Origin of the sequence: Vibrio tubiashii, from assembly GCF_028551255.1 — a bacterium.
Lineage (GTDB): Bacteria > Pseudomonadota > Gammaproteobacteria > Enterobacterales > Vibrionaceae > Vibrio > Vibrio tubiashii_B.
On record NZ_CP117029.1, the window covers coordinates 2,723,882 to 2,735,246 of the forward strand.

The window sequence follows — 11,365 nt, forward strand, 5'->3', positions numbered from 1 at the left end:
ATGGACTGGCAGAAAGAGTTTGCTCCCCTACAACTAGCGTCAAGCGATGCACTTCCTCAACTTTCAGTTGCGTTACTCCCATCATGGAGTGCGATCACAATGTTTGGCGATGACAAAAAATCCTACCTTCAAGGCCAAGTGACTTGTGACGTAGTGACATTAGATGAGCAAGACTCTACCTTTGGCGCCCACTGTGATGCTAAAGGTAAGGTATGGAGTGCATTTCGACTGTTTCACCACAACGGCGGCTACGCCATGTTTCAGCCTGCCTCTATTATCGATAAAGAGCTGACCGAGCTGAAAAAGTATGCGATTTTTTCTAAGGTAGAAATCAAGCAAACAGAAGATATCGCGCTAGGGCTAATGGGCGATTCTGCAACAAGCTTTATTGACTCTCTTTCATCCCAAACTGGTGATGTGCGCTCTATTGACGGTGGCACTGCGGTTAAAATTGACCAACAGCGTTGGCTACTCTTAATGGAACAATCTAGCGCCGAGCAATTGGTCGCGACTCTTCAAGCAGAGAAAGTGTCCGAAGAGCTTTGGACGTTACACGACATTCAAGCGGGCTTACCACTACTCAATGCCGAGCAGCAAAATGAACACATTCCACAAGCTCTAAACATTCAAGCGCTTGGGGGAATTAGCTTTACCAAAGGTTGTTATACAGGCCAAGAGACTGTCGCTCGCGCTAAATATCGCGGTATCAACAAGCGTGCACTGTTTATCGTTAAAGGCGATGCTGAAGCGGCGATTGACGCTAACGCAGAGCTAGAGCGAGCAGTCGGTGAAAACTGGCGTAGCGCGGGCAAAATTATTGCTAGCTACCGCTACAGCGACAATAAAGCGTTGGCTCTGGTTGTCTTGCCTAACAACCTAGAAGCAGATACTCAACTGCGCTTAAAAGAGCAACCTAACAGCGAATGGGCATTTTCGGCACTGCCATACTCGCTAGAAGATAATGACTGATCCTATCTCAACCCATATTACGCAATATCTAGAAGCGCAGCAGGTTCAGTTTCGCCTGCTGCCGCACCAGACTCCTGCGACAACCATAGAAGATGCGGCAAAGCAGCGAGGGATTAGACCAGAACAGATGGTTAAATCTATTGTGCTGCGTGATATGAGTAACCGCTACGCGATTGCCTGCGCCCCAGGAAACAAAGCGGTCGACCCGAAGAAAGTCCGTGCGCTGTTAGAATGGCGCCGGATGACCTGTGTATCTATGGAAGAGGTGGCGAGCCTGACTGGGTACAAGATTGGCACCGTTGTCCCTTTGCTACTGCGCACACCAATGGTAATTGTATTCGACCAGCAACTTTTGGCAGAGCCTGAAGTCACGATAAGCAGTGGCTCAAATATGGCTGGCATCGCCTTGAGTTGTGACGATCTTATTCAACTCAGCCAGCCTATTATTGGCAATATCTGCCGCGACTAAACGGTTTCTACCCATTAGTGGGTAGAAACCAGTTCCTCTTGTTGCAATCGATTTCATCAAACCATGACCGTTATCGCATCATTAGCCTTTTCTTAATTAAATTATTATTCACCAATAGAGCATAAGTAGTCATAATGAGTTTTTTGAAGTATGCTGTCTCTGTTGGTTAAAGTTCGCTCAGTTGCTTATACATGCTAAGCGACACAATCTTTCAATGAGTTGGTATGTGGCTCGAAAGGTATGTGAATCCTTCTCCAACTAAAAAAGTGAATCCACTGATTGTTTCAGGACATCCACTTTTTGTGTAATGCATCTGTGACTATTCGCCCGCCATGAAGCGGGCTTTTTTTTGATAAAATTTTACAATTCTTTTACACCCACTCTGAAAGTTAAACTATTCTTAAATGTGTCATATAACTAAGGCTTAATATTTCGCGATGGAACTCTTATACGAGTTCCGCTGTCAGAAGATAAGTGAGGTAATTATCACAATAAATTGGATATTTATCCGTGGTTTTGTCTACAGCAACACAAATATCCAAACACACCAGTTTCATCTGCATTTTCCACCATCATAATCACAATTTTCAGGGTGGGAAAAACGTATAATTTGCAGTGCTTGCTAAACATAAGGATAACTGTATGAGACTGTTTAAGCGCTATACACCAGGTATGATTGCTAAACACATTAGTCGGCTATTTAAGGGAAGGATCTACATTTACGGGGTTGGTAAGTTTGAATTTGATAATGGCAAGCTGATCTTGCCAGAAAAGGCTGAACGTAAGCACTTTCAAGCGGTAAAAGAAATTAATCAGGAAGTGATGAAACTCCGCTGCGCTTACGCATAATAGAATCAAGAAGGGTTGGCGATTGCCAACCCTTTGCATTTATACCGTTTGAGATTTGTGCCTTGATTGCTGGGCCAATTGAGGTAAATTCCCTTTCAAACCAAGTGCTCGCTTCATGATCTCATCTTTGGCTCCCGGTAATTGACCGGCAAGTTTCATCCCAATACCACGGATCAGTTTCTTCGCTGGGTTACTTCCTTCAAAAAGATCTTTAAACCCTTGCATTGCGGCAATCATTTTGGCCGCTTCAGACTTACGCCAACGCTCATAACTACGTAGATTGCGCTTAGAGCCAATATCTTCTCCCGCTTGCCAAAGCTGGAGCACTTCTTGGGCTAAACTTGCTGCATCCAGCAAACCGAGATTTACCCCTTGTCCCGCAAGAGGGTGAATGGTGTGCGCCGCATCGCCAACTAAAGCCACACGCTCTGCAACAAAATCACGCGCATAACGCATCTTCAGTGGGAAAGCAAAACGCTCCCCTTCGACTTTACACAGCCCCAAGCGATTATCGAATTCAGCCGTCAGCGCTTTGTTGAACTCCCCTGAAGACATGCTCACCAGTCGTTCAGCTCGACTTGGATCCGTCGACCAGACTATCGAACTGAGATTATCTTCACCTAATGGCAAAAAGGCTAATGGCCCTTGCGGGGTAAAAATTTGTCTTGCGACGCGTTGATGATCTTCTTTAGTACGGATATTGGCGACGATGGCACTGTGGCCGTAATCCCAATGGGTTAACGGAATATCTTGCTGCTTGCGAACCCAAGAGTTGGCCCCATCAGCACCTACCACCAGCTTAGCGGTTAAAGCCTGGCCGCTTTCCAAAGTTAACCAAGCTTCGCTCTCCCCTATCGCCATCGAAGCGCATTTCTCGGGCATAAACAGAGTCACATTGCTTTGCTGCTTAACTTGCTCAAGTAGCGCAAGCTGAATAACTCGGTTTTCAACGATATGACCGAGATCGGGCTGAGCTAACTGCTGAGCTTCAAATTCGATTCGAGCAAAGCTGTCTTGCTCCCACACTTCCATCGCCTGATAAGGTGCTGCTCTACGTTGAGTAATACCTTGCCATGCACCTAGGTTTCTTAACACCGTTTCACTCGAACGGCTCAGCGCTGACACTCGCACATCTGGCAAATCATTCAGCTCGCTCTCAGGCGCACGACTTTCAATCACAGCAATACGTAATTCAGTGTCTTTAAACGCTGCTGCGAGCGCCAAACCCACCATTCCACCGCCAACGATGGCGATATCTACACTTTGCATCATAATTTTGTATCCTTTTTAGCGTCTCTAGCGAGCCACTAAACCTAATGTTCTTCTTAACAAAGGAGTCTTAAGCATGGGCAGGTTATCCATACCGAACAACCCAAGATTTCGACCAACACGCAGTGATAGGTAATCGTTAGAGAAAATATGCACTAAGGCTGAGGTCATTGCGATGGTTGCATGACGATCATCACGACGAGCGTTCTTAAACTGTTTCAGAGTGCAATAGCTTCCAGGATCGTCACTGGATTGAGCAATGCTTTCTGCTAACGTCGCGACGTCACGAATTCCCAAGTTAAACCCTTGGCCAGCAATCGGATGTAGAGTTTGAGCTGCATTGCCAACAATGGCAAAGCGGTGCGAGACATTTTGCTCTCTGTAACGCAATAGCAAAGGGTAACTCGCTCGTTGACCCACTTTTTGTAATTTGCCGAGTCGCCAACCAAAAGCCTGTTGCAGTTCTGACAGAAACTGCTCGTCGCTATAGTTGATGATCTGTTGCGCTTTGTCAGGTCTTACACACCATACCAAGGACATCCGCCCTTGTGACATAGGCAATAACGCCACAGGCCCTGACTCAGTAAAACGCTCAAATGCTCGCCCATTATGAGGTGCCTGAGCACTAATATTGGCGATCACAGCAATCTGTTCAAAGTCATGCTCGTTAAGCTCTATACCGATTTGCTCACAACAAGTGGAGATCGCACCATCAGCGGCAACCAAAAGCTTTCCTTCAACAAGATTGCTATCACTTAACGTAATTGAGACCTTCTCTTCACTGCGCTCGACTTGCTCAACCGCGGCGTGTAGGACTGTAACATTGTTATCTTGCTCGACTTGCTGATGGTAAATACGCCCCACATCGGCAAGTTCAACGACGTAACCCAAAGCATCAACGCCCACTTCTTCAGTAGTAATGTCCGTCATACCCGCGTGAGAGCGATCAGAAACATGAATATGTTCAATGGGCGTTGCCACCTTCGCAATCTCTGGCCACAAGCCAAGCTGCTTTAAAATCGCAACCGTACCGTAGGACAGTGCAATCGAGCGTGAGTCAAAACCCGGATGAGCCGCGTGATCGACTTGAAACGGCTCAATGACAGCAACAGACAAAGGTTGCGGAGCAAGCTTATTGATTGCAAGGGCCAGCGTCATTCCCGCCATCGCACCACCAGCAATCACCACATCAAACTGCTTCATGGAGAATCCTTTTAGTGAATCGTTGGTGCTTGCTGAGGGTCAGCTTTTTTTTGCCCAAATTCAGCATGGATAGTTAATACACATGCTTTAACATGCTCAATGACTTGCTCTAGTAGTTGAGCCTGCTCTTCTAGATCGTCATCTTCGTCAATGCCGAGCTTAGCGATTTCTTCTAAATCAGCGAGCGCCTCTTTAACATCGCTTGACGCTTTCTTAAGTTCAGCATTCACCAAGCCTAAGCCTGAAATAAAATGGTTCACCCAATCAGCAAGACCATCGGCAATATCAAACAACGAAGCGCTAGCTTCTTCGTCTGGTAGTAGCATTTCGATATCCATACCAGAGCCCGTTAATTCAGCAATGCTTGCATCCAACGTAGCTTGTGCCAGTTGCAATACTTTACTTGGCCAGCCCATACCTTCGCTTACATAATCAAAAACCATCGGTTGCCAGCTTTTATCAGTCAAGCTTAAGCCACCACTTAACATTCCAGTTAATAATCCGTGCAACTCGGCAGGGTTCACTGCAAGCCCAGCAGACTGAAGCTCAGTGGCAAATGCTAAGTAATCAGGTAGTTTTGTTTCGCTCATTGGATTAGCCTAAATATGTCTAAATATCCTCAATCGTATCACTTACCATCGCGAGCGAAAACGAGCGATTAGCAATTGTGGGCAGCTTTTACACAAATTGCCCAATTACTGTGTTATTGCGCCCTGATTTGCTTATCGCTGTTCTGAAAAGCTTGAATCTTAATGGGCGTTTTCCTATAGTTTCTTCCTCGGTGATTATCTGCTTTATCACCTTAGGCAACAGATATAGAGTCGATATGAGTAATCAAGCGGTAGAAGTTGAAATCTTAGGCAAACTCACTCGGGTAAATTGTCCGGCAGGGCAAGAAGAGTCATTGATTAAAGCCGCAGAGCGTCTTGAAGAACGTTTACAAGACATGTCAGCCAAAACCAAGATTACTAATGAAGTTCAACTTTTGACCTTTGTTGCGTTAAACTTTTGTCATGAGCTTGAAGCTCGTGATAGTAATTCTAAGCAGGAACAAGATGCCATGTTTGAGCGAATGGAACTCCTTTCGGCATCACTAGACAGCGCGATTAGTAAAGTAAAGCCAGGACAGCAATAAACCTTTACACCGTCAAGAATTTACCCTGGAGTGTTCGTTAGGGGATTAAGTCCCTGAGCCGATAAGCAATACCTAAGGGTTAGTACTTGATAGCTATTGAGCAAGCTCGGCTTGTACCGAGAAGCCTACGGTTATCTCTGCTGATCCGCCTTGAACCAGCTGGTTCAAGGGTCCATTTCTCCAACGGCACTCTGGGGTATCCCTTTCACGATACCCTGCAACCATGGGTAACGTCATGACGCTTTCCAGACAAGACTTCCGTAAAAGCATCCGCCAAAAACGCAACCAATTATCCAGTGATGTGCAACATCTCGCCGGTTTAGACTTGGTGCGACAATTTTCACAGCTACCTGAGCTCGCGCAAGCACAACATATTGCCTTGTACCTTACGACTGACGGTGAACTTGAAACCATGCCCCTCATTGAGTGGCTATGGCAGCAAGGTAAAAAGACTTACCTGCCCGTCATTCATCCTTTTTCCAAAGGTCACCTGTTGTTTCTACACTATGACAGCTCAACCCCTATGGTGCTCAATCGCTATTCAATTGCTGAACCTAAGCTTGATCAAACCACAATCCTGCCGGCAAAGTCTCTCGACATCATTTGCACGCCATTGGTCGGTTTTGACTCGACAGGCCATCGCCTTGGCATGGGTGGCGGGTATTACGACCGCACTTTAGAACCTTGGTTTAAGACAGGTCAAGGCCCTATGCCTATTGGCCTAGCGCATGATTGCCAACACGTCGAGAAACTACCTATCGAGTCTTGGGATGTCCCTTTACCTAAAATTGTGACTCCAACCAAGATTTGGCAATGGGATTAACCCTGCTCGCTAGAATCCGCTAGCTTGGCTTCAAGTCTGCTAGAGATAGGGCTATAATCGCGCCGCAATCATTTTTATTACCGCCTTTAGGAGATGAGCAATGACTCAAGATGAAATGAAGAAAGAAGCTGGTTGGGCAGCACTTAAGTATGTCGAAAAAGGCAGCATTGTAGGTGTTGGTACGGGCTCGACGGTAAATCACTTCATCGATGCACTAGCAACCATGAAAGAAGAGATTAAAGGTGCGGTTTCAAGCTCTGAAGCGTCAACGAAGAAACTTGAAGAGTTAGAGATTAAGGTTTTCGACTGTAATGAAGTCGCGGGCCTAGATATCTATGTTGACGGTGCTGACGAAATCAACGCGACTCGCGATATGATCAAAGGCGGCGGCGCTGCCCTAACGCGTGAGAAAATCGTTGCTGCTATTTCAGACAAATTTGTTTGTATCGTCGACAACACGAAAGCGGTTGATGTACTGGGTAACTTCCCTCTACCTGTTGAAGTGATTCCAATGGCACGCTCATACGTGGCTCGCGAGTTAGTTAAGCTAGGTGGTGATCCTGCATACCGTGAAGGTGTTATCACAGACAACGGCAATGTGATTCTTGATGTTTACGGCATGCAGATTACTGATCCAAAAGATCTTGAAGATAAAATCAATGCCATCGCTGGCGTAGTTACCGTTGGTCTATTTGCCCACCGTGGTGCAGACGTAGTAATTACTGGCACGCCAGAAGGTGCAAAAATCGAAGAATAAGCGCTTCATTTTTGTCATTTCATTACAAACGGTGCCTATTGGCGCCGTTTTTTCATTTTACTCTATAAAAATTATGCCTTATTCCGTAATTTTCTTACCCAAAGTGTATTTTTTTTGTTAACTTAATGGTCAGAAGACGCACAAGGAAAACGTTTGCGTGCCACATAACGTCTACAAAAACGTTTGCTTTACCTGCTTTTGCTTAATGTGCGCCCGTTAAGCCCAAATTTCCCCACTTTAAGGAAGAAGACAATGGCCAAAGTTTCACTGGAAAAAGATAAAATTAAAATCCTCTTGCTTGAAGGTCTACACCCATCATCTGTAGAAGTTCTTCAGGCTGCTGGCTACACCAATATTGAATACCACAAAGGCTCGCTTCCAGAGGAAGAGTTACTTGAAGCGGTGAAAGACGTTCACTTTATCGGTATTCGCTCGCGCACTAATCTATCTCAGCAAGTGATTGACGCAGCAGAGAAACTGGTTGCGATTGGCTGTTTCTGTATTGGTACCAACCAAGTTGATCTTAAAGCAGCGGCGACTCGCGGCATTCCAGTGTTTAACGCACCATTCTCAAACACGCGCAGTGTGGCAGAGCTGGTTCTTGGACAAGTCCTACTGCTGCTACGTGGTATCCCAGAGAAGAACGCTTTAGCGCACCGTGGCATTTGGAAGAAAAGTGCCGACAACTCATACGAAGCTCGCGGCAAGCGCTTAGGTATTATTGGTTACGGCCATATCGGTACTCAGCTAGGCATTATCGCTGAAAACCTTGGTATGCGTGTTTACTTCTACGATATTGAAAACAAGTTATCACTCGGTAACGCTACTCAAGTTCATACTATGAGTGAACTGCTGAATAAGTGTGATGTTATTTCGCTTCATGTTCCGGAAACGGCTGGAACCAAGAACATGATGGGCGCGGAAGAGTTTGCTCGAATGAAGCCAGGTTCAATCTTCATCAACGCTGCTCGCGGTACTGTGGTAGATATTGAAGCGCTATGCCACAGCCTAGAAGCAGGTCACCTTGCTGGCGCGGCAATTGACGTGTTCCCAACAGAGCCAAAAACAAACGCAGACCCATTTGAGTCACCACTGCAGAAGTTTGACAATGTTATCTTAACGCCTCACGTTGGCGGCTCAACTCAAGAAGCGCAAGAAAACATTGGTGTTGAAGTGGCTGGCAAGCTAGCTAAGTACTCAGATAACGGTTCTACCCTATCAAGTGTTAACTTCCCTGAAGTGTCACTGCCAGAGCACCGCGACTGTTCACGCTTACTACACATTCACCAAAACCGTCCGGGTATCCTGACGCAAATTAACACCATTTTTGCTGAAGAAGGGATTAACATCGCCGGTCAGTACCTGCAAACGGCCGCAGATTTCGGTTATGTGGTTATTGATGTGGAAACAGAGCGCTCAGAAGAAGCACTTAAGAAACTTAAGAGCATCGAAGGGACTATCCGCGCACGTATCCTGCACTAATCCCGCTGTTAAGATCGAAAAAACCACCGACTTGTCGGTGGTTTTTTTGTTGGATTGTTAACAAGTTAAGGTTTTAGAGCACGCTCACCACGAGCAATGCCCACAACGCCGCTTCGCGCTACTTCAATCACTTCTGTCACTTCCGACAGTGCCTGAATAAAGGCATCAAGTTTCTCGCTAGTACCCGCCATTTGTACTGTGTACTGAGAGGCTGTGACATCAACAATCTGTCCACGGAAAATATCGGCTGTACGCTTAACTTCCGCGCGAGAGAATCCACTCGCCTTTACTTTTACCATCATCAATTCGCGTTCAATATGGTCAAGCTCAGAGACCTCTTGAACTTTAAGCACATCAATCAGCTTGTTTAATTGCTTCTGGATCTGCTCTAGCTCCATATCGTCTGAAATAGTGGTAATGTTCAGGCGCGATAAGGTTTCATCATCGGTTGGTGAAACGGTCAGAGATTCAATGTTGTAAGCGCGCTGAGAGAAAAGGCCAACCACGCGAGAAAGTGCACCGGGTTGGTTTTCCATTAGTAGTGAAATAATGTGTCTCATATTAAGTTCTCTCCGTCTTGCTTAACCACATTTTGTCCATGCCTTCGCCTTTGATCTGCATTGGGTATACATGCTCTGTTTCATCAACATTGATATCTACAAACACCAATCTATCTTTCATATCTAGCGCTTGCTTCAAACCAGCCTCAAGCTGATCTGGTGACTCAATGCGAATCCCCACATGTCCATATGCTTCTGCGATAGCTGCAAAATCAGGAACAGAACTCATGTAAGAGTTAGAGTGTCGACCTTGGTAAATAATGTCTTGCCACTGCTTTACCATGCCTAAGAATCGGTTGTTGAGGTTAATAATCTTAACCGGAATATCGTATTGCATTGCCGTCGATAGCTCCTGAATGTTCATCTGGATACTACCGTCACCGGTAACAACAACAACTTCTTCGTCTGGTTTAGCGAATTTCACACCCATTCCCGCAGGTAGGCCAAAGCCCATAGTGCCAAGACCACCAGAATTGATCCAACGACGCGGTTTGTTGAATGGATAGTACAGCGCAGCAAACATCTGGTGCTGACCTACATCAGAGGCAACGTAAGCATCACCATTGGTCAGTTTGTGCAGTGTTTCAATAACTTGTTGCGGTTTAATACGCTCCGGAGACGTTTCGTAAGACAAGCATTGACGTTCACGCCACACTTGAATCTCATCCCACCAGCGATTCAATGCTTCTTGATCATTGGTGCTGCCCTGCTCTTCTAGCAAGTTAACCATGCTCTCAAGGACTTTCTCAGCCGAACCTACGATGGGAAGATCGGCTTTTACGTTCTTTGAAATCGAAGAAGGATCGATATCAATATGCATCACTTTAGCATCAGGACAGTACTTTTCTAGGTTGTTAGTGGTTCGGTCATCAAAACGAACACCGACACCAAAAATCAGATCTGCATTGTGCATAGCCATGTTAGCTTCATACACACCGTGCATACCTAACATGCCTAAAGAATTCTTATGTGTGCCTGGAAACGCGCCAAGCCCCATTAAGGTACTGACCACTGGCAAGTTTAGCGCTTCGGCCAGTTTAGTAAGATGCTGCTCAGCTTCAGAAATGACCGCACCACCACCAACATAAAGTACTGGCTTCTTCGCTTCTAAAAGCGTCTTAAGACCTTTTTTGATCTGGCCTTTATGACCAGTAGTTGTCGGTTTGTATGAGCGCATCGACAATGATTGCGGGTATTCATATGGCAATTTTACCTGAGGATTCATGACATCTTTAGGTAAGTCGATCAAAACTGGGCCAGGTCTACCGGTAGTGGCAATATAGAAAGCTTTCTTCACTGTTTCAGGAATATCTTCTGCTTTCTTAACAAGGAAACTGTGTTTAACCACTGGGCGAGATACACCAACGATGTCACACTCTTGGAAGGCGTCGTTACCAATCATGTTGTTTGGCACGTTACCTGAGATAACGATCATTGGGATTGAGTCCATGTATGCGGTCGCAATACCTGTGATGGTATTAGTTGCACCAGGACCTGAACAGACTAGCACCACGCCAGGGTTGCCAGTCGCACGTGCATAACCATCAGCCATATGCGTAGCGGCTTGCTCATGACGTACTAGAACGTGTTTGATTTGGTCGGTTTTAGCGTGAAGCGCATCGTAAATATCAAGAACAGAGCCTCCTGGGTAACCAAAGATCTGTTCAACGTTTTCTTCGATCAGAGATTGCACAACCATCTCTGCACCGGACAACATTGCTGCCATATTATTCTCCTTAACCAGTTTTCCGCCACATAAGGTCAATGTGATGGACTGGTTTTTCATAGTTAGGTCTTATTCGTAGCCTAAATCGAAATACTTCCACTTTTTCGGCTATGTCTTGCTCAC

Annotated in this window: 12 protein-coding genes and 1 other RNA gene; 8 read left to right on the plus strand and 5 right to left on the minus strand. The window is 45.8% G+C overall.

What is annotated here, in order from left to right; genetic code table 11:
• From ygfZ to LYZ37_RS12475, 3 genes are all read left to right on the plus strand, one after another.
• The gene (gene ygfZ, locus LYZ37_RS12465) at nucleotides 1-969 is read left to right on the plus strand and encodes a tRNA-modifying protein YgfZ (protein WP_272785690.1); all 969 of its coding nucleotides are present in this window, start codon (nucleotides 1-3) and stop codon (nucleotides 967-969) included.
• On the plus strand, nucleotides 962-1,438 hold the full coding sequence (locus tag LYZ37_RS12470) for an aminoacyl-tRNA deacylase (protein ID WP_272785691.1): 477 nt from the start codon (nucleotides 962-964) through the stop codon (nucleotides 1,436-1,438). Before ygfZ ends, LYZ37_RS12470 begins: the two co-directional genes overlap by 8 nt.
• A 642-nt stretch (nucleotides 1,439-2,080) precedes the next feature.
• Complete coding sequence (locus tag LYZ37_RS12475; RefSeq protein ID WP_004744768.1) at nucleotides 2,081-2,287, plus strand: DUF1107 domain-containing protein; 207 nt, start codon at nucleotides 2,081-2,083, stop codon at nucleotides 2,285-2,287.
• Between the two features lie 39 nt (nucleotides 2,288-2,326).
• Here the strand turns inward: LYZ37_RS12475 and LYZ37_RS12480 are convergent, their stop codons facing one another.
• From LYZ37_RS12480 to LYZ37_RS12490, 3 genes are read right to left on the minus strand one after another with little or no spacing between them, the layout of a single operon-like run.
• Complete coding sequence (locus LYZ37_RS12480; protein WP_239850845.1) at nucleotides 2,327-3,559, minus strand: FAD-dependent 2-octaprenylphenol hydroxylase; 1,233 nt, start codon at nucleotides 3,557-3,559, stop codon at nucleotides 2,327-2,329.
• Nucleotides 3,560-3,583: 24 nt separating this feature from the next.
• Nucleotides 3,584-4,759, minus strand: coding sequence for a 2-octaprenyl-6-methoxyphenyl hydroxylase (ubiH, locus tag LYZ37_RS12485; RefSeq protein WP_272785693.1), 1,176 nt, complete (start codon nucleotides 4,757-4,759; stop codon nucleotides 3,584-3,586).
• 11 nt (nucleotides 4,760-4,770) lie between these two features.
• Nucleotides 4,771-5,349, minus strand: coding sequence for a YecA/YgfB family protein (locus LYZ37_RS12490; protein ID WP_272785694.1), 579 nt, complete (start codon nucleotides 5,347-5,349; stop codon nucleotides 4,771-4,773).
• A 236-nt stretch (nucleotides 5,350-5,585) separates the two neighbouring features.
• On the opposite strand from LYZ37_RS12490, the gene zapA reads away from it, so the two are divergent.
• The 5 genes from zapA (at nucleotide 5,586) to serA (ending at nucleotide 8,956) form a co-directional block, all read left to right on the plus strand.
• Nucleotides 5,586-5,894, plus strand: a complete 309-nt coding sequence (gene zapA, locus LYZ37_RS12495; RefSeq protein ID WP_004744772.1) for a cell division protein ZapA — start codon at nucleotides 5,586-5,588, stop codon at nucleotides 5,892-5,894.
• Between the two features lie 19 nt (nucleotides 5,895-5,913).
• Nucleotides 5,914-6,096: non-coding RNA, 6S RNA (gene ssrS, locus LYZ37_RS12500), on the plus strand.
• Between the two features lie 33 nt (nucleotides 6,097-6,129).
• Nucleotides 6,130-6,717 (plus strand): 5-formyltetrahydrofolate cyclo-ligase, encoded by a 588-nt coding sequence (locus tag LYZ37_RS12505; RefSeq protein ID WP_272785695.1) that lies wholly within the window; start codon nucleotides 6,130-6,132, stop codon nucleotides 6,715-6,717.
• 100 nt (nucleotides 6,718-6,817) lie between these two features.
• Entirely contained in the window at nucleotides 6,818-7,474 is a 657-nt protein-coding gene (rpiA, locus tag LYZ37_RS12510) for a ribose-5-phosphate isomerase RpiA (RefSeq protein ID WP_171323212.1), read from the plus strand.
• Nucleotides 7,475-7,726: 252 nt separating this feature from the next.
• On the plus strand, nucleotides 7,727-8,956 hold the full coding sequence (serA, locus tag LYZ37_RS12515; protein ID WP_171323214.1) for a phosphoglycerate dehydrogenase: 1,230 nt from the start codon (nucleotides 7,727-7,729) through the stop codon (nucleotides 8,954-8,956).
• Nucleotides 8,957-9,021: 65 nt separating this feature from the next.
• Here serA and ilvN read toward each other — a convergent pair whose 3' ends face one another.
• Nucleotides 9,022-9,516 (minus strand): acetolactate synthase small subunit, encoded by a 495-nt coding sequence (ilvN, locus tag LYZ37_RS12520; protein ID WP_004744777.1) that lies wholly within the window; start codon nucleotides 9,514-9,516, stop codon nucleotides 9,022-9,024.
• Nucleotide 9,517: 1 nt separating this feature from the next.
• Nucleotides 9,518-11,242, minus strand: coding sequence for an acetolactate synthase 3 large subunit (locus LYZ37_RS12525; protein ID WP_239826463.1), 1,725 nt, complete (start codon nucleotides 11,240-11,242; stop codon nucleotides 9,518-9,520).
• Between the last annotated feature and the right edge of the window lie 123 nt (nucleotides 11,243-11,365).

Coding starts and splice junctions, on each gene's coding strand:
- ygfZ (WP_272785690.1), top strand. CDS start 1: ATGGACTGGCAGAAAGAGTTTGCTCCCCTACAACTAGCGTCAAGCGAT.
- LYZ37_RS12470 (WP_272785691.1), top strand. CDS start 962: ATGACTGATCCTATCTCAACCCATATTACGCAATATCTAGAAGCGCAG.
- LYZ37_RS12475 (WP_004744768.1), top strand. CDS start 2,081: ATGAGACTGTTTAAGCGCTATACACCAGGTATGATTGCTAAACACATT.
- LYZ37_RS12480 (WP_239850845.1), bottom strand. CDS start 3,559: ATGATGCAAAGTGTAGATATCGCCATCGTTGGCGGTGGAATGGTGGGT.
- ubiH (WP_272785693.1), bottom strand. CDS start 4,759: ATGAAGCAGTTTGATGTGGTGATTGCTGGTGGTGCGATGGCGGGAATG.
- LYZ37_RS12490 (WP_272785694.1), bottom strand. CDS start 5,349: ATGAGCGAAACAAAACTACCTGATTACTTAGCATTTGCCACTGAGCTT.
- zapA (WP_004744772.1), top strand. CDS start 5,586: ATGAGTAATCAAGCGGTAGAAGTTGAAATCTTAGGCAAACTCACTCGG.
- LYZ37_RS12505 (WP_272785695.1), top strand. CDS start 6,130: ATGACGCTTTCCAGACAAGACTTCCGTAAAAGCATCCGCCAAAAACGC.
- rpiA (WP_171323212.1), top strand. CDS start 6,818: ATGACTCAAGATGAAATGAAGAAAGAAGCTGGTTGGGCAGCACTTAAG.
- serA (WP_171323214.1), top strand. CDS start 7,727: ATGGCCAAAGTTTCACTGGAAAAAGATAAAATTAAAATCCTCTTGCTT.
- ilvN (WP_004744777.1), bottom strand. CDS start 9,516: ATGAGACACATTATTTCACTACTAATGGAAAACCAACCCGGTGCACTT.
- LYZ37_RS12525 (WP_239826463.1), bottom strand. CDS start 11,242: ATGGCAGCAATGTTGTCCGGTGCAGAGATGGTTGTGCAATCTCTGATC.